Source organism: Tamaricihabitans halophyticus, assembly GCF_004340875.1.
GTDB lineage: Bacteria > Actinomycetota > Actinomycetes > Mycobacteriales > Pseudonocardiaceae > Tamaricihabitans > Tamaricihabitans halophyticus.
Window position 1 is genome coordinate 543,721 of sequence record NZ_SLXQ01000002.1, and the last position, 24,190, is coordinate 567,910.

The following is a 24,190-nucleotide window of genomic DNA, read 5'->3' on the forward strand; positions in this document are numbered from 1 at the left end:
ACTGGGGAGATTCCTATGCGCGCACGCTGGTCGAGCTGGTTGCCCTATGCGATCCCACTCGCCGTTGTAGGTATCCCGGCGGTGATCCTGGTGCTCGCGTACGGCGATCTCGACTCGGACAATACGGACGATCTGGCTGACGCGCGTGTCCGGCGCTCCCGGGTAACCCAATGCGGCCGGATGACGCCGAGGTACCCGAACGGACGGGTTACTTGAATTCGGCACCGGCCTACCGTGGTCCGGGGCCGCACCGCCTTGCCATCCATCACATCGGCGGGCCGAATGACATGAGCGAGTCAACGCATGCGCTGAGCTCAGACGGCCCCCTGCCGGACGATTGGTCTGCCGGCACCGGCAAGCGAGCACGGGACACCGCGCAACTCGTGCTGTGCGAGTATCCGCCTGAAACCGGCGCGCCGGTGCGCCAATGCCACTACACCGAATCCATTCCGGACACCGGAAAGCAGGCAACGGTGCCAGTGGTGACCGCGAAGTACACCTACCTCCTGCGGGAGGCCCGCACCGGTGCGGCGCTCGCCAGCTTCACGCTGAACGGCACGAAGAACGACTGCCCGTACCGCACCGAGTCTGACACGATTCCGCAGACCGTTGATGCCGCCGATCTGGTCGACGAGCTCCGCCCGTACGTCACTGGCGAGCGGTGACCTCCCGGTAAATGGCGGATAGCCTGGTAGGAGCGGATCAAGGAGTCAGGCGGCGAAGGGAAGGGTTCGTGCACGACGAGATCTGTCTACTGAGCGCTACCGAGCAGGCCGCGGCCCTGCGGGCGAAGGAACTGAGCGCCAGGGAACTGATGGGCGCGCATCTCGCCAGGATCGAGGCGATCAACCCTTCCGTGAACGCGATCGTCACGCTCGTCGCCGAACAGGCACTGGAGCGGGCGCGGGTGGCGGACGAGCGGCTGGCGAACGGCGTCGAACCGGGACCGCTGCACGGATTGCCGGTCGCCCACAAGGACCTCCACCTCACCGCGGGTATCCGCACGACCTTCGGCTCCCCGGCGTTTGCCGAGCACGTACCGGAACAGACCGATCTCGTCGTCGAACGGCTCAATTCGGCAGGCGCGATCACCATCGGTAAGACCAATACCCCGGAGTTCGGCGCCGGTTCGCATACCTTCAACCCCGTTTTCGGTACGACGCGCAACCCCTACGACACGACCAAATCGGCGGGAGGGAGCAGCGGTGGCGCGGCGGCCGCGCTCGCCTGTGGGCTGCAGCCGATCGCGGACGGCAGCGATATGGGTGGCTCGCTGCGGAACCCGGCCTCGTTCTGCAATGTGGTTGGCCTGCGGCCATCGCCGGGCAGGGTGCCCAACTGGCCGGCGCCGCTCGGCTGGTCGTCGCTTGGGGTGCAGGGACCGATGGCGCGCACGGTCACCGATGTAGCGTTGACGCTTTCCGTGATCGCCGGTCCGGATGATCGGTGCCCGACCTCGCTCAGCGAACCGGGCGCGCTGTTTCGCGAGCCACTTTCCGCGCCACGGCGCGGGCTTCGGCTCGCCTGGTCGCCGGATCTCGGCGGCCTCCCCGTCGAGTCGGATGTGCTCGCGGTACTCACCGAACAGGTGCGGGTGTTCGAACGGTTGGGCTACGAGGTCGAACTGGCGTGCCCGGATTTCACCTGTGCGGACGAGGTGTTCCGCACGATGCGGGCCTGGCAGTTCGAGCACAGCCACGGCCCGCTCGTGGACCGGCGCCCAGAACTGGTGAAGCCCTCGCTGCGGCAGAACGCAGCGATCGGCCGTCGGCTTACCGGGTCGGACATCAGTCGCGCGGAAGCGCTGCGCACCACCCTCTATCATCGGATGCGCACGTTCTTCACCGAGTACGACGCGCTGCTGCTGCCAGTAAGTCAGGTCTTGCCGTTCGATGCGGATCTGGAGTATCCAGCTGAGGTCGCCGGTGTTCCGACGGCGGACTACATCGACTGGATGCGGTCCTGCTACTACGTGTCCGTCGTGGGTAATCCCGCGCTGTCCGTACCGGCGGGATTCACCCCGGATGGGCTGCCAGTCGGCCTGCAGATCGTCGGCGGACATCGTGGAGAACTGGCCTTGCTCCAGCTCGGCCACGCCTTCGAACAGGCGACTGGCTTCGGCAAGCAGACGCCCGGCCAGTCTCGCTGATCGATTACGGTTCATCCGCGCCGGCTGATGGGTTAGATTCGCTGGCTATGGAGTCCGTGGCGGTACGCGAGACGATCCTACGCACGATCGAAACCGTGGAGGATCGGCTCGAACCTATCGGCGATCATCTGGTTCACAGCTATCAGTCGGACATTGTGGACTATCGCGCGCTGGATGAGCAGGCCTTGCGGGGTGACGTCCGCCAGACCGCGCAACGTAATGTGCAGGAGCTGCTCGCGGCACTGCGCGATGAGGCGGCCCCTACCGACACATCACTGGAAGCATTGCGTCGCAGCGCGCGCCGCAGGGTGCACCAGGGGATTTCGTTGCAGGCACTGTTACATGCCTACCGGTTGTGGGGCCAGGTCGTCTGGCAGGAGATCCTCGGCGTGAGCGATCCCGAGGTAGCGGCCGAACGCGAGGCCGCACTGATCATCGCCGGCCGGGTCATGGCCTATGTGGACCAGGTGTCGGTGGCCGTCGCGCAGACCTATTTGGATGAGGTGACCGGTGTACTCGGCGACCGCGAGGCGATGCGGCGTGACCTACTCGAAGCCCTGATTTCCGGGCGACCGATCAGCGAGCGAATGCGGCAGCGCGCCAGTGCATCCAACCTGGATGTGGGCGGCGCGCATGCGGTGGTGCTCGCTCGGCTACTCGAGCCAGGCGGTAGCGAACGTGCGGTGCTGCGCGCGGCGGTAACCGAGGCCCGCAAACGGTTGCGTCCGGACAACGCGTCGATCCTGGTGGGTATCCGGGAGGACGAAGTGGTGATCATCTGTCCGGCGACAGACGCATCCGGCTACACCACACTCGTCCAGCAGGCTGGCGAATGGGCCGCACAGCTCAGCGATTTCGCGGTCGGTGTCGGCCGGGTACATTCCGCGATGGACGGTATCGCGCAGGGTTATGCCGAAGCGGAGCAGGCCGTACGGCTCGGCGCCGCGCGGGGCGCGCACGCGAAAGCGATCACCTTCTCCGATGTCCTGCTCGACCAGCTACTGTCCAGCAGCTCGCACCTGGGTGCGCTGCACGATGAGACGATGCGCCCGCTGCACGAGTACGACAGGGAGCGCGACTCGCAGCTGGTTCGCACGCTGCGCGCGTACTACGAACACGGTTTCAGCCTGGCGAAAAGCGCCGCGGAACTCAGCGTCAACCCGAACACCATCGTGTACCGGTTACGCCGCATTCAACAGCTGACCGGGCACGATCCCAATGATCCAGATGAGCTGCTGTTGCTCGTGCTTGGCCTGAAAAGCGACCGATGGGCAGAGGGATAGTCCTAGCCGAGCCCGATGACCTGCACGTTTGCGGTTTCTCGCATGGATTGATGGAGAAGTTCTCGATTCTTCGGGCAGACAGTACCGCGAGCGGTTACCTACCTTCAGTGCGCTAGCTCACCAACTCGGCCGCGGTTGTGGCCGGTGACGCACAGGGAGGTGCCCGTGGGTGATCCAGCCGTCTGGTTCCCCGATGACGATGTGTTGGCGCGCAGCCGGTTGGGCGAGTTTCTGCGGACCACCGGATGCACCGACCTTGCCGAGCTGGACGGCGCCGCGCGCACCGACCCCGCGTGGTTCTGGGACGCCGCCGCCAGCTGGCTAGCGCTGGACTGGCAGCAGGAGCCCGAACGGATCGTCCGTGAGCTGGACGCGGGGCCAGGGACCCGCTGGTTTCCGGGAGGCGCGCTGAACATCGCGGATAACGCGGTGGACCGCTGGCTGCGTCGTGGCCGTGCCGCTGAGCCGGCGTTGAGCTGGGAAAACGAGGACGGAACCAGTGGTTGCCTTAGCTTCGCGGAGCTCGCGGCCGAGATTGATCGGGTCGCGGCCGGGCTGCTGGACAACGGTATCGGGTTCGGCGACCGGGTGGGTATCCAACTGCCAATGGTGCGCGAGGCGGTCGTGGCCATGCTCGCCTGCGCCAAGATCGGGGCCATCGCGGTGCTGCTGTTCTCCGGTTTCGGCGAGTCGGCCGTTCAGCAGCGGCTCAATGCCTGCGAAGCGGTCGCCGTGATCAGCGCGGATGGGTTCGCCCGGAAGGGCCGCATCGTCGAACTCCGCGGCATGCTCGCCCGGGTAGCCGAACAAGTGCCAAGCCTGCGCACCATCGTGCTGGTCGGCCTTGGTGGCCCGGCACAACCGAAGCTGGCCGGAGAGGTCGACTGGGCGAGTCTTGGCAGCACGGGACGCGCCGTACCGAGCGCGCGCTGTCCAAGTGACCATCCGCTGATGATCGCGTACACCTCGGGAACAACGGGCGCACCAAAGGGGATCATGCTTGGGCACGCGGGCTTCGCGATCAAGGCGGGCACGGACGCCGCGTGGTGCTTCGATATCGGTGTCGGAGATATGAGCAGCTGGATCACCGACCCCGGTTGGATCATGAGCCCGATCACCGTCCTCGGTGGACTGGTTGCGGGCAGCGCGGTCGCGGTGTACGGCGGCGCCGTCGATTATCCCGATACTGGAAGGGTATGGCGGTTCGCGCGCGACGCGGGCGTCACCATGCTCGGGGTTTCGCCAACCCTGGTGCGTACCTTGGCCAAGGGCGGCCCGGAGGCGGTACCCGATGACTTGGGTGCGCTGCGGGTGTTCGCGTCCAGCGGCGAGCCGTGGACGCCGGATGCCTTTGAGTGGTTGTTCGACACGGTTGGCGGCAAGCGGCTACCGATCATCAACTACTCCGGTGGGACCGAGGTATCCGGTGCGATCCTGAGTAACACCACGATGCAACCGATCGTCTCCTGTGGATTCGCCGGCTCGGTGCCGGGAATGGCCGCGGATGTCGCGGACGAGGGTGGCGACTCGCTACGCGGCGCCGTCGGCGAGCTCGTGCTGCGCGCGTCCTCACCCGGCATGCCACTGGGTTTCTGGGGCGATACGGCGCGCTATGCGAAGACCTACTGGTCTTCCTGGCCAGGCGTGTGGCTGCACGGTGATTTCGCCGAAGTGGACAGCGCCGGGGTGTGGTACATCCGGGGCCGCAGCGACGACACGATGAACGTCGCGGGCAAACGCATCGGCCCCGCGGAGATCGAGCAGGTTGTCGGCGCGCATACCGAGGTCAGCGAGTGCGCGGCCTTCGGTGTCCCCGACCCGATCAAGGGCGAAGCGGTCGTGGTCGTCGTGGTGGCAAACACGGCCTCGCCGGTGACCGAACTCGCCGGACGGATCGCCGGTATGGTCCGGGAGCGCCTTGGCGCGGCGCTCGCGCCGCGCGCGGTGCATATCGTCGCCGAACTGCCCCGTACCCGCAGCGGCAAGATCCTGCGCAGGGTTATCCGTGCGGTGTATCTGGGTGATCAGCCAGGCGATCTGTCCTCATTGGATAACCCGGAAGCGATTGACATGGTGGCGGGGCTGCGATGACCCTTCGGAACAGTGCCGCGGTCGTGGGTGCCGCCGAGGTCCCGCCAAGCCGGACAACCACTGGAATGACCACATTGGACATGATTGCCACGGTGGCGGCAGCGGCGGCGGCGGACGCGGGCGTGGCCAAGGACGAGATCGACGGGCTGCTTGTCGGTCCACAGGTTGGTGAGACACCACAACATGTGCCAGCCACCGTAGCCGAGTATCTTGGCCTGCGGCCACGCTACGCTGATCTGGTTGATCTCGGTGGCGCCACCGGCGCCGGCATGGTGTGGCGGGCGGCGGCAGCCATCCAGGCGGGCATGTGTGAGACCGCGCTCTGCGTACTGGGCAATATCCGCGAAGGTGACCCACCCCGGTCACCGAACCGGAATCCCATCAGGGAATTCGACGTGCCGTACGGCGGCAGCGGCGCGAATCAGGCATACGCCATGGTCGCCACTCGGCATATGGCCGAGTTCGGCACCACGGCGGAGCAGCTCGCTCAGGTACCGGTGTTCGAAAGGGCGAACGCTCGATTCAATCCGGACGCGGTGTTCCACGACAAGCCGATCACCGTGGACGATGTACTTGCCTCGCCCATGGTCATGGAGCCACTGCGCCTGCTCGAAGTGGTGATGCCGTGTGGTGGCGCGACCGCAGTGCTGGTGACCGGTCGGGGCAGTGCGCGCCGGTTCCGGCGCCGGCCGGTGTGGCTGCGCGGCGCGGGGGAGAAGGTGACACACCGCGCGCTCAGTCAGGCACCCGAGTTGACCACCTCGCCGCTAGCGGCGGCGATCGCGGATGCCTACCGGATGGCCGGAGTTGGCCCGAGCGATCTCGATCTGCTGACGCCGTACGACTGTTACTCGATCATGCTCGCGGTGACCTTCGAGGACGCCGGGCTTTGCGCGAAGGGCAGCGCCGGGCCCTGGATGGCCGAACAGGACTTCTCGCATACCGGGAATCTGCCGTGTAATCCACACGGCGGGCAACTCGCCTGCGGCCAAGCGGATCTCGCCGGCGGGATGGCGCACCTGGTCGAGGCTGTCCGCCAGCTGCGCGGTACGGCCGAGGGGCGGCAGGTCGCCGATCCGGCACTGGCACTGGTGACTGGCAACGGCGCCACGATGAGCGAGGAAGTCGCGCTGGTAATGGAGGCCGACTCGTGAGCATCCCGAAGCCGGGACCGACCCCGGTACCGATGAGCAAGCCATTCTGGTCCGCCACCGCACAGGGCCAGTTGGTCGTACAGCGGTGCCAGGGCTGTGGCACCCACCAGCATTACCCAAGAGTCGTGTGTAGACACTGCTGGCTTACTGAGCTCGACTGGGTGACGTGTTCGGGAGATGGTCGAGTGTGGACCTACACCGTCGTACACCGGCCTGGTCATCCCGCATGGGAACCGGAAGTCCCGTACGTACTCGCCCTCGTCGAACTGGACGAGGGGCCGCGGCTGATGACCAATATCGTCAATATCGCACCCGCCGAGATGCGGGTCGGACTCGCGGTCCGTGCGGTGTTCGACGATACCGCCGACACGTCACTGGTGCACTTCGCGCCGGTGGATCGTCCACTTCCCACTCCGTGAACCGCGACTAGCCGAAGACAGCAACCGATCGGCTTCACAACGAGGTGATGACCATGAGTCCCGCGCCCCAGGACACCGACAAGGCCAAGCGGATGTCCCCGCGCCGCGTCGCGATAGCAAGCTTTATCGGCACGGCCATCGAGTGGTACGACTTCTACCTTTACGGCACCGCAGCGGCCCTGGTTTTCAACCATCTGTTCTTCCCGGACTTCTCACCACTTGCCGGAACCCTGCTCGCACTGTCTACTTTCTCCGCTGGATTCATCGCCCGCCCCCTTGGGGGGATAGTCATGGGGCACTTCGGCGACCGCATCGGCCGTAAGTCGATGCTGGTGCTTTCGTTGCTGATGATGGGATTCGCCACCGCCTTGATCGGCGTGCTGCCCACCTATGCGACCGCGGGTATCTGGGCGCCGGTGCTGCTGGTGCTGCTGCGCGTAGTGCAGGGCTTCGGCGTTGGCGGGGAATGGGGCGGCGCGGTGCTGATGGCCGTCGAACACGCGCCCGCGCGTTCTCGAGGGTTCTTCGGGGCCTGGCCGCAGATGGGTGTACCCGCTGGTCTGCTGCTGGCCAACGGCGTGTTCATGGGTATGACCACGATGCTGAGTACCGAAGCGTTCCAGGCATGGGGTTGGCGCATCCCGTTCCTGGCTTCCGCGGCACTCGTCATCGTCGGCCTGTTCATCCGCCTGCGGATCGAGGAGTCCCCCGATTTCCAGGAGATCTCCGATAAGGGGCAGGTCGACCGGTTCCCGGTGCTCACGCTGCTTCGCCAGCAGTGGCGCGTCGTGCTGCTCGCCGCCGGCGTGAAGCTGTCGCAGAACTCCATCTTCTACATCCTGACCGTTTTCGTACTGACCTACGCGACAACCGTGCTAGGGCTGGACCAGTCCGTCGCGCTGATCGGCGTCGTGTTGAGCTCCGCGCTGAGCCTGGTGAACCTGCTGTTCTTCGGCTGGCTGTCCGACAGGTACGGCCGCCGGCTCGTCTACCTCGTTGGCGTGGTCGCCTCCTTGCTGTTCTCCTTCCCGTTCTTCTGGCTGCTCGACACCCGATCTGCCTGGGTGATCTGGCTCGCCATGGTGATCGGCATGATCGCGCACGACATGATGTACGGCCCGCAGGCGGCGTATTTCAGTGAGCTCTTCGACGCGAACGTCCGGTACAGCGGGGCCTCGCTCGGCTATCAGCTGTCCTCGGTGGTCGCCGGCGGGCTGTCCCCCGTGATCGCGGTGGCCCTGCTTGGCCTCGCGAACAACCATCACTGGCCGATCGCGGTTTATATGATGGGCGTGGGCGTGATCAGTGTGCTGGCCACCTGCTTGGGCCCGGAAACCCATCGCGGCGATCGACGGACAGCCGCCGGCCCTGCCGCGTCAAAGATGACGAGCAAGGTGTGATTAGTCCGTGATCATGCGCCGGCGGGGTGTGCAGCTCGGTTTGATCGCCGCGGTCCAGGTACTGGGCATGGCGATGTGGTTCTCGGCATCGGCTGTGGTCCCTTCGCTGCAAAGCGAATGGGGGATCAGCGAAGTCGCCGCCGTCTGGCTCACCGCCGCGGTGCAGCTGGGTTTTGTGCTGGGTGCGGTGATCTCCGCGTTACTCAACCTGCCGGACCGCTTCGCGCCGCAGCGGCTGGCTGCCTGCGCCGCGCTTGGCGCGGCGGTCACGACGGCGGCCGTGCCGTTGCTCGCCGATGGTTTGGCTACCGCCGTGCTGCTCCGGCTGGCGGTCGGCATGTTCCTCGCCGGCGTCTACCCGGTCGGCATGAAACTCATGGCCTCCTGGTTCGGCTCAGCCGGCCGCGGTTTCGCGCTGGGCGTGCTGGTCGGCGCGCTGACCCTCGGCTCATCCTTGCCGCATCTGGTGAACGGCCTCGCCGACCTGGAATGGCGTGGCGTGTTGTACGTCTCGGCGGCGATCGGGGTGGCCGCGGCCGTGCTCGCGGTGAGCCTGGTGCGGCCGGGTCCGCTGCTCGGTGCCGCGGCGCGGCACCGGCCACGCTATGTCCTCGAGATGTTCCGCGAACGTGGACCGCTGCTGGCCAACCTCGGCTACTTCGGCCATATGTGGGAGCTGTACGCCCTGTGGACGTGGCTGCCGTCGTTTCTCGCGGCGAGCGCGGGGCTCAGTTCGACTGAGGTCGGGGTCACCGCGTTCCTGGTGATCGGGGTCGCCGGTGTCGCCGGTTGCCTGCTCGGCGGCTGGGCGAGCGACCGGTTCGGCCGGCCGCCGGCAGCCAGGATCGCGCTGCTCATCAGCGGCGCCTGCTGCCTGGCCGCACCGCTGATCTTCATCGCCCCCTGGCCGGTACAGCTGGCCGTGCTGCTGTTGTGGGGGCTGGCGGTGATCGCCGATTCCGGCGTGTTCTCCACGGTGCTCAGCGAGGTGGCCGATCAGCGCTACGTGGGTACCGCGTTGACCGCGCAAACCGCGCTCGGCTTCCTGTTGACCGTGGTCACGATCAACATCGTGCCGATCATGGCGAACATCGTGGGTTGGCAGTACGCCTTCCTGGTACTCGCGCCCGGACCGCTGCTTGGCGCCGTCGCCATGCGAGCCCTGCGCGATGGGACTTCGGCGGCGGGTGTCGCCAGCCAACCAACGCAGAACTAGCCATCCAGAACTAGCCCATCCCAACAAATGGCCCATCCCGACAACTGGCCCATCCAGGACTGGACCAGATAGGAATCGAAAGGAGAGTGCCGATGACCGCATGGCCCCATGGCGCACCCGAGGCCGGCCAGACCGCCGCCATGACCCGCACGGTGACCAGCCGGGATATCGAACTGTTCACCGAGATCAGTGGTGATCGCAACCCGCTGCACTACGACGAGGCAGCGGCCGCGGCCTCCCGGTTCGGCGAGATCGTTGTGCAGGGCGGCATCACCAGCGCGATTCTGAACGCGGTGGTCGCGGAGAAATTGCCCGGTCCCGGCACGGTTTTCCTGAACACCCAGTTCGACTTCAAGGCGCCGGTGCGGCCGGGTGATGAGATCACCGGCACGGTCGAGCTGACCGAGGTACGGGCGGACAAACCGATCTGCAAGCTCGCCGTGCGGGTCACCCGGGACGACGGCACCGTGGCGCTGTCCGGCACCGCGGTCTGTTACACGATGGCACTGGACGGCGAACGATGACCGCACTGACGGACAGGGACCCGGTGCTGGTGGCCGCCGCGCGGACACCGATCGGCAAGTTGGGTGGCGCGCTTGCGCGGATCGATCCGCTCGACCTCGGTGCCGTGGCGGTGGCAGGGGCGCTCGAACGCTCGGGCGGGGTCCAGCCGGATTACGTACTGCTCGGCAACGTCGTGCAAGCCGGCAACGGGCAGAACCCCGCGCGGCTCGCCGCGTCTAGGGCCGGCGTGCCGAGCACGGTTCCGGCGATGACGCTCAACGACGTCTGCCTGGCCAGCATGAGTGCGGTCGCCGTTGCCGGGATGCAGCTGCGCGCCGGCGAGATCGACTCGGCGGTGGTGGGTGGATTCGATTCGATGAGCCAAGCCCCGCATGCCATCCGGCAGCGCGTCGCGCCGAGGGTAGGGGACGGGCGGTTGGTCGATCTGCTTGTGCACGACGGGCTGTGGTGCGGGTTGGCCGACACGGGCATGGGTGAGCTTTCCGACGCGGAGAACGAACGGCTCGGCATCGCCAGAGGCGAGCAGGACGAGCTTGCCGCCCGAAGCCACCGCAACGCGCGGGTGGCGACCGAGCGGGGCGAACTCGCCGCCGAGATCGTGCCGGTACCCGGCGCCGAGCTTGGCACTGATGAGGGCATCCGAGGGGACACCGAGCCAGCCCGGTTGGCGAAACTGCGTCCCGCGTTCACCTCCTCCGGCAGTATCACCGCGGCCAACGCGTCCCAGATGTCGGACGCGGCCGCCGCCGGAGTGCTGACGACCGCGGCGCGGGCGCGTTCGGCCGGCCATTCGACGATGACCCAGATCGTGGACAGGACCGTGGTCGCCGGCCCGGATCCGACCTTGCACCTCAAGCCGGCGCATGCCGCACGGCTGCTGCTCGACCGGCACGGTCTGCGCCCCGCGGATATCGATCTGTGGGAGATCAACGAGGCGTTCGCCGGCGTGGTGCTCGCCAGTGTCCGGGAGCTGGAAATCGATCCAGTAGTAGTGAACCGCCGGGGCGGTGCGATCGCGCTCGGGCATCCGCTTGGCGCCTCGGGATTTCGACTGGTGCAGACACTTGCCGCGCAGCTGGTCGCGCTGGATCGCGAACTCGGGGTGGCGGCGATCTGTGGCGGAGGCGGCCAGGGGCAGGCGATGTTGCTGCGCCGGCGGTAGGCCGCCGACCCGGTCAGTCGGGCAGGAGCGGAACCGACTGCACTGGTTGCTCCCGCAACAGCGTGCCTCGGGTGATCGCCGCCGAGCCGAAGCGGTCGCGAATCCCGTCGAGGACCGCGTCCAGCCCCTCGCCACTGGATGGTTGCAGCGGCAGGGCCAGCTGAACGGCGTCCTCGCTGTCCAAGTTGGACAACGTGACGCCGAGCAGGGTCAGCCCAGCCTGATCGATGGCCGGCAGCTGTTCGGCGAGCAGTTCCCGCGCGACGGTGAGAATCAGGTCGGTTCGCGAGCTCGCCTCGACCAGCGTCCGAGATCTGGTCTCGCGGTGGAAATCACCAAACCGGAAGCGAAGCACGACCGTACGGCTGACCCGGCGGGCTGCCCGGAGTCGTCGGGTCAACCGATCGACCAGCCCGGCAAGCACCGCGTCGAGCTCGATCCGCGATCGCGGTCGGGTGCCGAGCGCGCGTTGTGCGCCCATCGAACGGCGTCGCCTGCCGGTGCGGACTCGACGTGGGTCCTGGTTCACCGAAAGGGCGTGCAGGTGCCGACCGGCGGCCCTGCCGAGCAGCCGGTCCAGGGCAGCAGGGTCGGCACGGGCGAGTTCGCCGACCGTGCTGATTCCCCGCGCGCGCAGCTTGCCGGCGGTGATCGCCCCGACACCCCATAACCGCTCCACCGGCAGCGGATGCAGGAACTCCCGCTCCCCGTCGTGCGGGACGACAAGCAGGCCATCCGGTTTGGCTACCGCGCTGGCCACCTTGGCGAGAAACTTGGTTCTGGCCACTCCTACGGTGATCGGGAGCCCGACGCGTTCGGCCACCTGGCCGCGAAGCCGCACGGCGATCTCGGCCGGCGTACCGGCGATCCGTGCCAGCCCGCCGACATCGAGGAACGCCTCGTCAATGGAAATGCCTTCGACCAGCGGAGTGGTGTCGGTGAACACCTCGAACACCGCCGCGCTCGCCTTCGCGTAGGCGGACATCCGGGGCGGCACCACGATCGCCCCTGGGCACAGCCTTCGGGCCGAGCTGCCGCCCATGGCGGTCCGCACGCCGAACGCCTTGGCCTCATAGCTTGCCGCGAGCACTACCCCTCCGCCGACGATCACCGGGCGACCGCGTAGCCGGGGATCATCCCGTTGCTCGACCGAGGCGTAGAACGCGTCCAGGTCGGCATGCAGGATAGGCCCCTGCACCGGTACTGGCTCCTGCGCCGATACTGGCTCCCGCTCCGATCCGTCCGCAGCCACGAACAGATGTTCGCATTGGGGTCGGACAGTTCAGCGGTGCTACCCGAGGTGACGTAGTGCGTGCGAACGGTGAGCGTGCTGGTCACGACAGCTTGGGCAGGCGTTGCTCGACGTCGAGCAACGCCGCGAAGGGGTCGCCGCGTTCGGCGATCCGGTCAAGCACGGTGTCGATCGTCCAGCCGTCCGGCCGTAGGTTCGGGTCGTCCAGCTCATCCCATTCGAGTGGGACCGAAACCGGTGCCCCCGGTCGCGGTCGCGCGCTGTACGGCGCCACCAGCGTTTTGTTCCGCACGTTCTGCGTGTAGTCCAGCCTCGCCAGCCCGCCGCGTTCGTCTTTCGCCCATGCCCAGCTGACGAGATCAGGGACCGTGTCCCCGATCGCCTTCGACACTGTCTGTGTCCACTCACGTGTCTGCGCGTAGCTGTAGCCGGGTGCGACCGGCACCCAGATCTGGATACCGCGTTGACCGGTGACCTTTGGCCGGCCGGTCACGCCGAGATGCTCCAGGGCAGTACGGTGCAGTCTGGCCAGGGTCAGCACCTCGTCGAAGGTCGTCTCGGTGCCCGGATCGATATCGAAGAATGCCCAGCTCGGCTGCTCGACATCGGCGATCGTGGAACTCCACGGGTGCAGCTCGACGGCCGCGTAGTTGGCCAGCCACACCAGCGCGGGGACACTGTCCGCGATCAGATACCACTGTGCCTTGTCCCGGTCCGCGTCCGGTCGTTGCCAGCGGGTGAGCCAGCTGGGCGCGTGTTCCGGCACGGCCTTGTGCCAGAAGCCCGGCTTGGCCACACCGTTCGGGAACCGGTGCGTGTTGAGCGGGCGGTCCACCAGATAGGGCAGCAGCACGGGCGCGATCCGCGCGTGGTAGCGAATCAGATCGCGTTTGGTGATCGCCCGTGCACCGTCCTGGCTCGGGAAAAGCGTCTTGTGCAGGTTCGTCAGCGGGACATCCCGGCCGGCGATCCGCCAGCTGCCCGCCTGGCCAAGGTCGGCAAGGTCGGCCAGCTCCGCCTCGGTCGGTGGCCTCCAGCGCGCGTGCGCGCCGTGGGTTTTCTTGTTGGCCGCTGTTCGTTTCCTGGGTTTTCCTTTCGGGGTGTTATCTGGTTCGCCGGAGTCCAGTGGGATCTCGGCGCGATTAGCGGGCAGGTCACCGCGCCAGAGCGCCGCTGGCGCCGCGGCCACCTGTTGGTTGGTGCGTCCACTTTTCACCGAACGCGGATGATCTTCCGGATCCCAACCGGGATGGGCGTGCTCATCGGTCTTCTTCTTCAGCAGCAGCCATTGCTTGCCATCCTCGGTGCTTCGGCTCGGCCGGATGAGCACGAACCTGCCCGCGAGCTTTTCGCCATGCAGGTCGAAGTGCAGATTGCCGCTCGCGATTGCTTCCGCCGGATCCGCGGTGTCCACCGGTTCCCAGGTTCCGCGATCCCACACGATGACATCGCCAGCACCGTACTCCCCACTGGGGATGATTCCTTCGAAATCCGCGTACTCCAGCGGATGATCCTCGACGTGTACGGCAAGGTGACGGGCGGTGGGATCAAGGGTCGGTCCCTTCGGTACCGCCCAGCTCACCAGCACGCCGTTCAGTTCAAGGCGCAGGTCATAGTGTCGGCGGCGAGCGCGGTGGCGCTGTACGACGAACCGGTTGCCGGTGGCCGGTTCCCCGGTGGCCGGGTCGCCGGCCGGCTCAGGGGTGCGCGTGAAATCGCGCTTGCGCTGGTATGTGGCCAACCGGTCGGCAGGTGCGTCGTCCATGGTTCCTGCGTACTCCGTTCGTCGCCAAGCGGAAAGCCCCGGCGGACAAGACGTCGATGGCGCGGGTGGTTCAGACCGGTGCGTCGGCGCCTGCCATGCCTCCCCGGATTGGGTGAAGCACACCACGCCGTAGGGCAAACTCGCGGCCTGGAACGGCGGATCATGAGCTCGGATTGATCATCCACAATGCCGTTCGCGACCAGTTCGCGAGCTGCTTGCGGGAAACCGCTCAAGCGCAAGGAATCCGGCTTCTTCCGCACCGTCTTGCTCGGGCACGGAGGTGACCACGGTATCCTAGGCCTCGAGCTGCGTGGATCACGCACCGACTGCCACTACGACAGTGGCGCCGTAGTCTGAAAAGGACGACGCCGTGGACGAGAGGGGTATTGGTGCTGCTGGCAATCGCATTGCACATGCTCGTGGCGGTCATCGTGCTGCTGATTGCTCGCCGTGCCGGCCGTTGGGTGTTCGCGATCGCCGCGGCGGTTCCCGCGGTGACCTTCGCCTGGGTGATGAGTGGCAGCGCGGCGACGTTAGCCGGTGATGCTCGAGTAGAGACACTGTCCTGGGCGCCAAAGATCGGGCTCGAGTCCGTGCTGCGCCTCGACGTACTCAGCTTCGTCATGATCATTCTGGTGTCCGGCGTTGGCGCGGTGGTTTTCGCGTTCTACGCCGCCTACGCCAAACCGGGCGAGCGCGGAGTCGGTCGCACCGCCGCGCTGCTGTCCGTGTTCGCCGGCGCGATGCTCGGCTTGGTGCTTGCCGACGACATCTTCACGCTGTACGTCTTCTGGGAACTCACCACCGTCTGTTCCTTCCTGCTCGTCGGCGGGGACGGGGTGAGTCGTGCCGCGCGGCGTTCGGCGGTGCAGGCACTGTTGGTCACCGCGATCGGTGGCCTCGCCATGCTCGGTGGACTGGTGCTACTTGCCGAGGCGTCCGGGACCTACCGGATTTCCGAGATCGTCGCGAACCCGCCTTCCGGTGCGGCGGTCAACGTGGCGCTGGTGCTGCTGCTCGTCGGCGTCGTCACGAAGTCCGCGCAGGTGCCGTTCCACCCGTGGTTGCCAGGCGCCATGGTCGCGCCGACACCGGTCAGTGCGTACCTGCACGCGGCGGCGATGGTGAAAGCCGGCGTTTACCTGCTGGCGCGGTTCGCGCCAGGGTTCGGCGACGTGCCCGCCTGGTGGGTACCCGCGGTGGTGCTCGGCTCGCTGACCATGCTGATCGGCGGTTACCGGGCGTTGCGGGAGACCGATCTGAAGACCCTGCTCGCCTATGGCACCGTGTCCCAACTGGGTTTCCTGACCGTGTTGATGGGGGCTGGAACGCGGGCGGCGGCATTGGCCGGAATCACCCTGCTGCTCGCGCACGGCCTGTTCAAATCGGCGCTGTTCCTGGTAGTCGGGGTGATCGACCGGCAGACAGGGACGCGAGATATCCGGCATCTTTCCGGCGTCGGGAGGCAATCGCCCGCCCTGGCCGTGTTCGCCGTACTCGCACTGGCCTCAATGGCCGGACTGCCCCCGCTCCTTGGTTTCGTGGGCAAGGAAACGGCGTTCGAAGCCTTCACCTACGGCGGTACGGATACTTTCGTTCTGGTCGCCATCGCACTCGGTTCGGTGCTGACCGTCGCCTACAGCATCCGATTCGTCTGGGGCGCTTTCGCGACCAAGACAGATCTGCCGGATACCGCGGTGTCCACGCCCGGTATCGGTTTGCTCGGGCCGGTGGCGCTGCCCGCCCTTGCTGGTCTCGTCTTCGGCGTGGCGACCCCACTGGCCAGCACGGTGGTCGATGGCTACCCGGCCGCGATGCCGTTCGGGCCTGAAGCGTCGGATCTCGCGCTGTGGCACGGAATTGGCGTGCCGCTTGGCCTTTCGGTACTCGCGCTGGTCGGCGGCTATCTGGTGTACCGCTACCCGGCCTCCTGGCAATGGCTGTGTGGCAGGCTGCCTTCGGCCTTGAACGCGCAACGCGGGTACGAGCGCGCGGTGACCGGGCTGGACGATGTGGCACACAAGGTCACCGGTCGGCTCCAGGTTGGTTCCCTGCCGGCGTACCTCGGGGTCATCCTCGTCGCGGTGTTTGTGGTTGCCGGAGTCGGCATGATCAGCGACACGCCGCTGCCGGCGGAATGGCGCTGGTTCGATAATCCGCTTCAGGTGCCGCTCGCGCTGCTGGTGCTCGCCGGAGCGTGGGCAGCGGTCTTCGCGCACCGGCGGATCACCGCGGTGTTGTTTGCCAGCGTCGTCGGCTACGGTATCGCGGCTCTGTTTATTGTGGACGGTGGGCCAGATCTGGCGCTCGCGCAGTTCCTGGTCGAATCGCTGACCTTGGTCGTCTTCGTGTTCGTGCTGCGCCGGTTCCCCGCGCATTTCAGCAATCTCAAGTCAATCCGCTCGTTCCGTTTCGGTAAGCTCGCGGTGGCGGCCACGGCTGGAATCCTGGTTTCGCTCGCCGGCGTGCTCTACTCGGGAGCGCGTACCGAGTCCCCAACGGCCAGCCAGGAGTACGCGGAACGGGCGGTTTCCGAGGCCGGCGCCAGCAATGTGGTCAACGCCATCATCGTGGACTTCCGTGCCTTCGACACCGTCGGTGAGATCACCGTGCTCGCGGTGGCAGCGGCCGGTGCCGCGAGCCTGATCCTGGCGGCGCAGCGAAGCGCTCGCCGTCCAACCGAGTCCGATGAGGACAGCAAGGCCAGCAAGCGCAAGGAGGCCTCGCGATGAAAGCCAACCCAGAGTCGGATCCCCAGCCCAACTCCGAGTCGAATTCCGAGTTCAACCTCCACGAGGAGATGTGGAACGACTGGGATGTGCCGCGCGACCAGCTGCTCGCCGGGGAGTACGCCGGTGGCGTATGGAAGCGGTCCTTGTTGCTCGAGTCGGCCGCGCGGATCGTGTTTCCGACCGTGCTGGTCTTCTCGATCTACCTGCTGATCGCTGGGCACTACGACGCGGGTGGCGGGTTCAGTGGTGGCTTGGTCGCCGGTCTGGCATTCGTGGTGCGCTATGTCGCGGGCGGCCGGGGTGAACTGGCGACGATCCTGCGGATCCGGCCGCTTGTGGTCGTGGGTATGGGGTTGACCATCGCCGTGGTGGTGGCCCTGGCGCCATTGCTTGTCGGCGGCGAAGTGTTGGCCACCACGACGTTCGACGTCCCGTTGCCGGTGATCGGCGATGTCAAGATCGCCACCAGTCTCGGCCTCGACCTCGGCGTGTACTTGCTGATTGTCGGAGTGGTCCTGGACCTGCTACGAACGCTCGGTGCCGGTATCGAACTACAGGCGCCCGGCGACCGCACGAGCAAGCGAGAGGGGGCCTGAGTGTTCACCATCAACATCACGATGGCGGTGTTGCTCGCCGGGGTGTACACCGTCGGCTTCTACTTGCTGATGCAACGTTCGCTGATGCGGGTCGTGCTAGGCATCATGATCATCGGTCATGGGGCGAACCTGTTCCTGCAGGCCGCAGGCGGCCCGCCAGGTGATCCCGCGATGGTCGCGGCCGGCGTGCCGGAAAACATGGTCGATCCACTGCCGCAGGCGATGGCGCTGACCGCTATCGTGATCACCTTCGCGCTGACCACCTTCCTGCTTGCCCTTGCTTATCGATCATGGGTGTTCCTCGGTCATGACGAGGTACAGGACGATCTGCACGATTACCGGATTCGGCGGCTGCCGAGGCGCTACACCAAACCGGACAGCCTCGTCGGCTCGGATAGTGAGGCGAACTCATGACAGCCCTGGTCACGCTGCCAGTGCTGCTCCCGCTGCTGGCCGCCGCGCTATCCCTGATGCTCACCCGGTTCGCGACGATCCAGCGTTTGCTCGGACTCATCGTGCTGCTGCTGATCGTGCTGGATGCCGCCTGGCTGCTGCAGGTGGTGGACTCCGAGGGACCGGTCGTGGTCCAGCTCGGCGGGCACGCCGCGCCGTTCGGTATCACGATGATCGCCGACCGGCTGGCCGCGCTGCTGTTGCTGGTCTCCGCGGTGGTCACGCTTTCCGTGTTGCTGTTCTCGATTGGCCAGCGGATCACCGACTACGGCAGGGACACCTCGAGCACCGCGTTTCACCCGATGTATCTGGTGCTGTGTTCCGGAGTCTCGCTCGCCTACGTTTCGGGTGATCTGTTCAACCTGTTCGTCGCTTTCGAGATCATGCTCGCCGCGTCATACGTGCTGATTACCCGGCGAACCACGGCGAGCCGGATTCGCGCCGGGATGACCTATGTGATCGTCAGCCTGGCGGCCTCGCTGCTGTTCATCACGATGATCGCGTTGGTCTACGCGGCCACCGGCACGGTGAATCTCGCGGACCTCGCGGACAAGATGGGCGCCCTCCCGGATGGTATTCAGCTTGGGCTCTCGCTGTTGATGCTCGTGGTGTTCGGGATCAAGGCTGCGATGGTTCCGTTGCACTTCTGGCTGCCGGACAGCTATCCGACCGCGCCTGCCCCGATTACCGCCGTATTCGCCGGGTTGCTGACCAAGGTCGGCGTCTACGCGATGATCCGGACGCAGACCTTGGTCTTCGACCATATGGAGAGCTGGACGGTCCTGCTCGTGCTCGGCTCGTTGACCATGATCGTCGGCGCGCTCGGCGCGATCGCGCAGGACGACATCAACCGGCTGCTCTCCTTCCTGCTGGTGAGCCATATCGGGTTCATGCTCTTCGGTCTCGCGCTGTTCAACGAACTAGGCATGACCGGCGCGATCCTGTACGTGGTGCACCACATCATCGTGCAGGCATCGCTGTTCCTCGCCTGCGGTCTGGTCACTCGACATACCGGTACGGTCTCGGTGAACGGGATGTCCGGAGTTGCCAAGGCCTATCCGCTGATCGCCGTGCTGTTCGCGCTCCCCGCGTTGAGCCTCGCCGGAATCCCGCCGTTCTCCGGGTTCATCGCGAAGATCGCGTTGTTCCAGGCTGGGGTTCAGGAGGCTACCCCGATCGCCTACGTGGCAACCGGCGCGGCCATTCTGACCAGCCTGCTGACGCTGTATGCGGTCGGCAGGGTCTGGGTGGTCTCGTTCTGGGGTGAACCGAGCACGCCGCATCCGGACCCCGATCCGACCGACGAGTTGATCGTGGGCACTAGGGTGACCTCCCGTTCGATGACCACGGCCACGGGTGGGCTGGTCGCCGCCGGGCTACTGATCATTTTCGTCGCGGGCCCGCTGTCCGGGATCAGCGAGCGCGCGGCCACGGACCTGCTCGACCCCAGTAGCTACCGGGAGGTTGTCCTCGGCGACAGCGCGATCGCGGGAGGAGGCGAGTGATGTCCGAGACTGACGAGTCGCAGGAAACGCCGCGGGCCAAGCGGTTGCCACTGGTCTGCTGGCTGGTGGTGTTCTGGCTACTGCTGTGGCGGTCCCTGGATATCGGCATGGTGCTGCTCGGCATCGCGGTCGCGCTGCTGGTGGTCATGCTGTTCCCGATGCCGCGGTTGTCGGTCCCCGTGGTGCTCCGTCCGTTGAGCGCGCTCTGGCTTGCCACGCATCTGGTGTTCGAGCTGGTTACTTCGGCGCTGCGGCTGCTCTGGTACACCCGCAAACACGCCCGTGACCCGGATGTCGCGATTGTCGAGGTGCCCATCCTGTCCGATGTCGATCATGTGATCGCGGTAGCCGCGAACATGATCTCGTTGGCTCCTGGCACCTTCGTGTTGCAGATCGACAGGGAACGGCGGCTGTTTTACGTCTACACGGTGGACGTGGACTCGCCGGCGAAACTGGCGAAAGCACGGCGACACGCGATCTCGCTGCAGACCAAGGTGGTTCGGGCATTCGCGCCCCGCGACGAGCTGCGCGCACTGGCCTCGATGCGCGACCGTCAGGAGGAAGCCCGGTGACTATCGTCTTCAACATCACCCTCGGGCTACTCTGCGTTGCCGGTCTGCTCGTGCTGATCCGGCTGATCAAGGGCCCATCTACATTGGATCGACTACTGGCCGTGGATGTGATCGTCGTGCTGCTGGCCGCTGGCGTCGCGGTCGGTATGGCGGTGCTGTCGGATAGTTCGAACCTCGCGCTGCTGGTGTCGATCGTGCTACTTGGCTTCGCCGGCTCGATCACGGGCGTGCGGCTTGCTGAACGAGGGGAGCGGCACCGATGAGTATTCTGGATATCGCCAGCTCGATCTGCTTGTTGTCCGGTGCGACGTTCTGTGTGGTCGGGGCGTACGGGATGCTGCGCTTCCCCGATGTGCCAAGCCGGTTGCAGGCCGCGACCAAGCCGCAAACGCTTGGTCTGCTGCTCGTACTGCTTGGTGTGGCGCTACAGCTGGAATTCGGCCAAGCGCTCGGCCTCGCACTGGTGGCGCTGCTACAGATCATTACGGCTCCGGTGCTTTCCCAGCTCGTTGGGCGGGCCGCCTACCGGACAGGGGCCATCGCGCCGAACACGATGGTGGTTGACGAGCTCGAGTTGCGGCTCGCCGCTGAGGACGCCGGGGACGCGAACGGGGCCAGCGACAACCAGGATCGCTGACCCCGCTCCGGCGCGGTTACTCAAGGAGAACGGCAGTGTCTCAGGACTCCTGTGTGCTGGCCTGTTCACCCGCACGGATCTGGGTGCCCACTTCGAGTTGGGCGCGTTCGGCGGCGAGGATGCGCAAGGCCTCCTCGCCGGAGACCTCGGTCCGCGGCGTAATCAGGCTGACCAGCACACCGGCGATCAAAGCTGCCGACAGCGAGGGAATAGCCGGGTTGCCCCAGAATTCGGTAAGCCCATCATTCATGTTCACCACGGTCGCGGCGGCGGCACCGCCGATGATCGCGGCGAACCCGCCCTGCCAGGTTGCCCGCTTCCAGAACTTACCAAGCAAGACCGCGATGAGCAGGCCGGTAAGCACGGTGGAGATCATCAGTGTGATGTAGTCGATGATCGTCTCGGCGAGTAGCGCGCCGCCCAGCGCGAAGGCAAGCACGGCGACGAGCGCGATCCGGGAGTAGCGCACCATGTTGTGTGCGGCGGGAATCCGGCCCGTGAACAGGTAGCTGATATCCCGTAGGAACATCGTGACCCCGGCGATCGCTTCGGAGTCCCCAGAGGACATCGTCGCGGATAGGCCGGCGACCAGGAGCAGCGCGCCGATCCATACGGGGAAGAGTTCGGTAGCGAGCTGAGGGAACGCCAGGTCGGGATTGTCGATTCCCGGTAGCAGTGCCTGGCTGGCTAGTCCGGTGACCGCCGGCATGATCGCGAAGATCGCGAACAGGATGCCGACCAGCAGGAAGCTGCGCCGCGCGGTGCGGACACTGTCCGCTGAGTAGATTCGCTGGCGGTGCGTAGGGGTGGCGAGCACCCCCACGGCGATCACTACGGCGAGCGAGATCGCCGGTAGCACGCCGAGCGCGTCCATCCCGAGGAACGAGGTCGACTCGGCGGGGACCGCGTCGTTGATGGCGCCGAAGCCGCCAGCCTTCACTAGCGCGAGGACGGCGAGGATGGTGAAGCCGACGAACAGGATCGTGCCCTGCACCATATCCGTAATGACCACCGCAAGGTAACCGCCGATTACGGTGTAGAGGCCGAAGCCGGCCGCCACGACGATCTTGGCGAGGACCATATCCATCCCGGTGAGATAGGACAGATACAACGCGCCACCAAGGATATGTGCGCCAAGCCAACCGATTGTCGCGATGAACAGCACGATCGCGACGGTGCCCTTCAAGATCCGGTTCGCGCCGTAGTAGTAGGAGATCTCTTCCGGGAAGGTCATGAAGCCATGCTTGCGGGCGTCCGCGAACAACAGCAGCAACAGGAATACGCCCACCGCGCCGCCGATTCCATAGAGCATCCCCGCCCAACCGTCCGAGTAGGACAGGCCGACCGCGCCGAGGCTCGACCCGGTCCCTACCAGGGTAGCCAGGGCGCTACCGGTGACGAACGGCCAGGTCAGCCGACGCCCGGCGAGCAGGAAATCCTCGCCGGTGCGATTGCGGCGGGACACCCAGATGCCGAGGCCGAGCATAACGCCGATCGAGCAGAGAAACGTGATGAGATAGACGGAACTGGAGCCAGCGGCCATGATGACCCTCCCGCGATGGTGTTGTCGAAAACGTTAAGAAAATTCAGCCGGCAGCAGCGTGCCTGGATACCGGTCGGTCGTGATCCCTTCTGTTGCTGCCGGGGCTCCATTCACGAGCACGGCACGAATCCCTGCTGGGGTTTGGCGTGGTGCGGTGAAGTTCGCTCGATCGTCGAGTCTCGCGAGATCGATAGCTACGAGATCAGCCGGCGCGCCGGTGGTGATGGTCCCTCTGCCCGCGATCCGGAACCGGTCGGCAGGCAGGCTGGTCATCCGCCGGACCGCTTCTTCCACGGTGAACAGCCCACGATCCAGCGCGTACTCACGCAGTACCCGTGGGAAAGTGCCGTACATTCGAGGGTGCGTATAGGGAGAGCGCACGGGTAGACCGTCCGAGCCAATCATGGACCACGGCCAGGACAGTGCGGTCGCGACATCCTGCTCGTCCATCTGGAACAGCACTACCGTGATCTTGCCCTGTTCCTCGAGCACGAGTTCGCCGAGGCACTCGATCGGATCCGCGTCCCGTTCGGCGGCTACATCGGACAGTAGCCAGCCTTCGTAACGCTGGTTCTCGGGCTGCTGGAAGCCAGCGAGTCGGATCCGTTCCGCGCCAAGGGAACGAAGGTTGTTCTCCCGGTGTTGCCACGGCTGCCGTAGCTCATCGATGATCGTGGCACGGCGCTTCGAATCAGCGAGTTCGGTAAGCAGTCCAGGAACACCATCGGCGAGTGTCCAGTTCGGAAATAGCGCCGAGACGGTCGTGCTGCCGGCTGGATAGGGGTAGACATCGGCGGTGATATCGATGCCTTCCGCTCGCGCGGCGTCCAGCAGCTCCAGTACTTCCGGCATGCGGCCCCGGTTCCGGGGCGAGACAACCTTGAGATGGCTCAGCTGAGTCCGCACTCCAGTGAGCCGCGCGATATCCAGCAGCTCGTCAAGCGAGGCGACGATGTCGTCACCCTCGCTGCGGATATGCGCAGCCAGTATCCCATCATTGGCCGCGACTGCCCTGGCCAGCGCGACCAGTTCCGCTTGTTCGGCAACGTCGCCGGGCGCATACATCAGGCCGAGCGACAGCCCCGCCGCGCCGCGCTCCATCGATTCGGTGAGCAACCGCGCGGCCTGATCGACCTCGGGCGCGCTCAATGCGCGCCGGGCATACCCAGCGATGGCGGCCCGTAGCGCGCCGTGCGGTACCAGGGCCACCGCGTTTGTGCGCAACGGCGTGCTCGCCAGTACATCCAGGTATTCAGGGAAACTTCGCCAAGGCATGGTTTCCGGGAAGTCGCCGAGGATCGGCCCGGAGTAGGACTCGTGCAGCTGCCGATCGGCGCCGAGAGGAGCGCAACCGTGTCCACAGTTGCCGATCACGTCAACCGTGACGCCCTGCAGGACCTTCGGGTCGACGCCGCCCGCGCGCAGCAGCGCCAGGTCGTCGTGCGCGTGCACATCGATGAATCCGGGTAGCAATACCGCGCCGGCGACGTCCATGATCCGCGCGTCCACGGAATCGGTGATCGTGCCGATCTGAGCTATTCGCCCTGCTTCCACGAGCACGTCGGCTTTTCGGCGGAGTGTGCCGGTGCCGTCGATGATTTCGCCGCCACGCAAGAGGAATCGGTCCGCGATCATCGGGTCACCCCTAAGGTTGATCTTGTTCAGGGATTGATCGCCCTGACCGCCCAGAAGCGATGGGGCGTGGCTTATCGGGTACTGCCGGTCGTATGGCTCTC

Annotated in this window: 22 protein-coding genes; 18 read left to right on the plus strand and 4 right to left on the minus strand. The window is 66.1% G+C overall.

The genetic code is table 11. From position 1 onward, the window contains the following. Nucleotides 1-15: 15 nt before the first annotated feature. The 11 genes from EV191_RS10190 (at nucleotide 16) to EV191_RS10240 (ending at nucleotide 11,399) form a co-directional block, all read left to right on the plus strand. Nucleotides 16-216, plus strand: a complete 201-nt coding sequence (locus EV191_RS10190) for a hypothetical protein (RefSeq protein ID WP_132876665.1) — start codon at nucleotides 16-18, stop codon at nucleotides 214-216. Between the two features lie 71 nt (nucleotides 217-287). Then, the gene (locus EV191_RS10195; protein ID WP_132876666.1) at nucleotides 288-665 is read left to right on the plus strand and encodes a hypothetical protein; all 378 of its coding nucleotides are present in this window, start codon (nucleotides 288-290) and stop codon (nucleotides 663-665) included. A gap of 68 nt (nucleotides 666-733) precedes the next feature. Beyond that, on the plus strand, nucleotides 734-2,149 hold the full coding sequence (locus EV191_RS10200; protein ID WP_243658857.1) for an amidase: 1,416 nt from the start codon (nucleotides 734-736) through the stop codon (nucleotides 2,147-2,149). Nucleotides 2,150-2,196: 47 nt separating this feature from the next. Next, nucleotides 2,197-3,432, plus strand: a complete 1,236-nt coding sequence (locus tag EV191_RS10205; RefSeq protein ID WP_132876668.1) for a PucR family transcriptional regulator — start codon at nucleotides 2,197-2,199, stop codon at nucleotides 3,430-3,432. 165 nt (nucleotides 3,433-3,597) lie between these two features. Continuing rightward, nucleotides 3,598-5,523 carry an AMP-binding protein gene (locus EV191_RS10210; RefSeq protein ID WP_243658858.1) on the plus strand — a complete coding sequence of 642 codons (1,926 nt, stop codon included), beginning with the start codon at nucleotides 3,598-3,600 and terminating at the stop codon, nucleotides 5,521-5,523. Beyond that, nucleotides 5,520-6,677: a thiolase family protein gene (locus tag EV191_RS10215; protein WP_132876669.1), complete on the plus strand. Its 1,158-nt coding sequence runs from the start codon at nucleotides 5,520-5,522 to the stop codon at nucleotides 6,675-6,677. Before EV191_RS10210 ends, EV191_RS10215 begins: the two co-directional genes overlap by 4 nt. After that, nucleotides 6,674-7,096, plus strand: coding sequence for a Zn-ribbon domain-containing OB-fold protein (locus tag EV191_RS10220; RefSeq protein WP_132876670.1), 423 nt, complete (start codon nucleotides 6,674-6,676; stop codon nucleotides 7,094-7,096). Before EV191_RS10215 ends, EV191_RS10220 begins: the two co-directional genes overlap by 4 nt. A gap of 53 nt (nucleotides 7,097-7,149) precedes the next feature. Next, nucleotides 7,150-8,496, plus strand: coding sequence for an MFS transporter (locus EV191_RS10225; RefSeq protein ID WP_207894477.1), 1,347 nt, complete (start codon nucleotides 7,150-7,152; stop codon nucleotides 8,494-8,496). Between the two features lie 13 nt (nucleotides 8,497-8,509). Beyond that, entirely contained in the window at nucleotides 8,510-9,712 is a 1,203-nt protein-coding gene (locus EV191_RS10230) for an MFS transporter (RefSeq protein WP_132876752.1), read from the plus strand. 92 nt (nucleotides 9,713-9,804) lie between these two features. Then, nucleotides 9,805-10,236, plus strand: a complete 432-nt coding sequence (locus EV191_RS10235; protein ID WP_132876671.1) for a MaoC family dehydratase — start codon at nucleotides 9,805-9,807, stop codon at nucleotides 10,234-10,236. Further along, entirely contained in the window at nucleotides 10,233-11,399 is a 1,167-nt protein-coding gene (locus EV191_RS10240; RefSeq protein WP_132876672.1) for an acetyl-CoA C-acyltransferase, read from the plus strand. Before EV191_RS10235 ends, EV191_RS10240 begins: the two co-directional genes overlap by 4 nt. A gap of 13 nt (nucleotides 11,400-11,412) precedes the next feature. Here the strand turns inward: EV191_RS10240 and dinB are convergent, their stop codons facing one another. Together dinB and ligD are read right to left on the minus strand one after the other, a co-directional pair. Continuing rightward, nucleotides 11,413-12,651 (minus strand): DNA polymerase IV, encoded by a 1,239-nt coding sequence (gene dinB / locus EV191_RS10245; RefSeq protein ID WP_207894478.1) that lies wholly within the window; start codon nucleotides 12,649-12,651, stop codon nucleotides 11,413-11,415. Nucleotides 12,652-12,733: 82 nt separating this feature from the next. Continuing rightward, entirely contained in the window at nucleotides 12,734-14,416 is a 1,683-nt protein-coding gene (ligD, locus tag EV191_RS10250; protein ID WP_132876674.1) for a non-homologous end-joining DNA ligase, read from the minus strand. Nucleotides 14,417-14,805: 389 nt separating this feature from the next. Here ligD and mbhE point away from each other — a divergent pair, with 389 nt between their 5' ends. From mbhE to mnhG, 7 genes are read left to right on the plus strand one after another with little or no spacing between them, the layout of a single operon-like run. After that, nucleotides 14,806-17,148, plus strand: a complete 2,343-nt coding sequence (mbhE, locus tag EV191_RS10255) for a hydrogen gas-evolving membrane-bound hydrogenase subunit E (protein ID WP_132876675.1) — start codon at nucleotides 14,806-14,808, stop codon at nucleotides 17,146-17,148. Beyond that, entirely contained in the window at nucleotides 17,145-17,744 is a 600-nt protein-coding gene (locus EV191_RS10260) for an MnhB domain-containing protein (RefSeq protein ID WP_243658859.1), read from the plus strand. Before mbhE ends, EV191_RS10260 begins: the two co-directional genes overlap by 4 nt. 21 nt (nucleotides 17,745-17,765) lie before the next feature. Next, nucleotides 17,766-18,158: an NADH-quinone oxidoreductase subunit K gene (locus tag EV191_RS10265; protein ID WP_132876754.1), complete on the plus strand. Its 393-nt coding sequence runs from the start codon at nucleotides 17,766-17,768 to the stop codon at nucleotides 18,156-18,158. Beyond that, complete coding sequence (locus tag EV191_RS10270) at nucleotides 18,155-19,702, plus strand: Na+/H+ antiporter subunit D (protein WP_132876676.1); 1,548 nt, start codon at nucleotides 18,155-18,157, stop codon at nucleotides 19,700-19,702. Before EV191_RS10265 ends, EV191_RS10270 begins: the two co-directional genes overlap by 4 nt. Next, nucleotides 19,702-20,274, plus strand: coding sequence for a Na+/H+ antiporter subunit E (locus EV191_RS10275; RefSeq protein ID WP_132876677.1), 573 nt, complete (start codon nucleotides 19,702-19,704; stop codon nucleotides 20,272-20,274). The genes EV191_RS10270 and EV191_RS10275 overlap by 1 nt, the downstream gene beginning before the upstream one ends. Then, entirely contained in the window at nucleotides 20,271-20,537 is a 267-nt protein-coding gene (locus EV191_RS10280) for an MrpF/PhaF family protein (protein WP_132876678.1), read from the plus strand. Before EV191_RS10275 ends, EV191_RS10280 begins: the two co-directional genes overlap by 4 nt. Continuing rightward, a complete protein-coding gene (mnhG, locus tag EV191_RS10285; protein WP_132876679.1) occupies nucleotides 20,534-20,911 on the plus strand; it encodes a monovalent cation/H(+) antiporter subunit G in 378 nt (125 codons plus the stop codon). The genes EV191_RS10280 and mnhG overlap by 4 nt, the downstream gene beginning before the upstream one ends. A 40-nt stretch (nucleotides 20,912-20,951) precedes the next feature. Here mnhG and EV191_RS10290 read toward each other — a convergent pair whose 3' ends face one another. Both EV191_RS10290 and EV191_RS10295 read right to left on the minus strand, forming a co-directional pair. Continuing rightward, on the minus strand, nucleotides 20,952-22,454 hold the full coding sequence (locus EV191_RS10290; protein WP_132876680.1) for a sodium:solute symporter family protein: 1,503 nt from the start codon (nucleotides 22,452-22,454) through the stop codon (nucleotides 20,952-20,954). A gap of 33 nt (nucleotides 22,455-22,487) precedes the next feature. Next, entirely contained in the window at nucleotides 22,488-24,089 is a 1,602-nt protein-coding gene (locus EV191_RS10295) for an N-acyl-D-amino-acid deacylase family protein (protein WP_132876681.1), read from the minus strand. Between the last annotated feature and the right edge of the window lie 101 nt (nucleotides 24,090-24,190).

Coding starts and splice junctions, on each gene's coding strand:
- EV191_RS10190 (WP_132876665.1), top strand. CDS start 16: ATGCGCGCACGCTGGTCGAGCTGGTTGCCCTATGCGATCCCACTCGCC.
- EV191_RS10195 (WP_132876666.1), top strand. CDS start 288: ATGAGCGAGTCAACGCATGCGCTGAGCTCAGACGGCCCCCTGCCGGAC.
- EV191_RS10205 (WP_132876668.1), top strand. CDS start 2,197: ATGGAGTCCGTGGCGGTACGCGAGACGATCCTACGCACGATCGAAACC.
- EV191_RS10215 (WP_132876669.1), top strand. CDS start 5,520: ATGACCCTTCGGAACAGTGCCGCGGTCGTGGGTGCCGCCGAGGTCCCG.
- EV191_RS10225 (WP_207894477.1), top strand. CDS start 7,150: ATGAGTCCCGCGCCCCAGGACACCGACAAGGCCAAGCGGATGTCCCCG.
- EV191_RS10230 (WP_132876752.1), top strand. CDS start 8,510: ATGCGCCGGCGGGGTGTGCAGCTCGGTTTGATCGCCGCGGTCCAGGTA.
- EV191_RS10235 (WP_132876671.1), top strand. CDS start 9,805: ATGACCGCATGGCCCCATGGCGCACCCGAGGCCGGCCAGACCGCCGCC.
- EV191_RS10240 (WP_132876672.1), top strand. CDS start 10,233: ATGACCGCACTGACGGACAGGGACCCGGTGCTGGTGGCCGCCGCGCGG.
- ligD (WP_132876674.1), bottom strand. CDS start 14,416: ATGGACGACGCACCTGCCGACCGGTTGGCCACATACCAGCGCAAGCGC.
- EV191_RS10260 (WP_243658859.1), top strand. CDS start 17,145: ATGAAAGCCAACCCAGAGTCGGATCCCCAGCCCAACTCCGAGTCGAAT.
- EV191_RS10265 (WP_132876754.1), top strand. CDS start 17,766: ATGGCGGTGTTGCTCGCCGGGGTGTACACCGTCGGCTTCTACTTGCTG.
- EV191_RS10270 (WP_132876676.1), top strand. CDS start 18,155: ATGACAGCCCTGGTCACGCTGCCAGTGCTGCTCCCGCTGCTGGCCGCC.
- EV191_RS10275 (WP_132876677.1), top strand. CDS start 19,702: ATGTCCGAGACTGACGAGTCGCAGGAAACGCCGCGGGCCAAGCGGTTG.
- mnhG (WP_132876679.1), top strand. CDS start 20,534: ATGAGTATTCTGGATATCGCCAGCTCGATCTGCTTGTTGTCCGGTGCG.
- EV191_RS10290 (WP_132876680.1), bottom strand. CDS start 22,454: ATGGCCGCTGGCTCCAGTTCCGTCTATCTCATCACGTTTCTCTGCTCG.
- EV191_RS10295 (WP_132876681.1), bottom strand. CDS start 24,089: ATGATCGCGGACCGATTCCTCTTGCGTGGCGGCGAAATCATCGACGGC.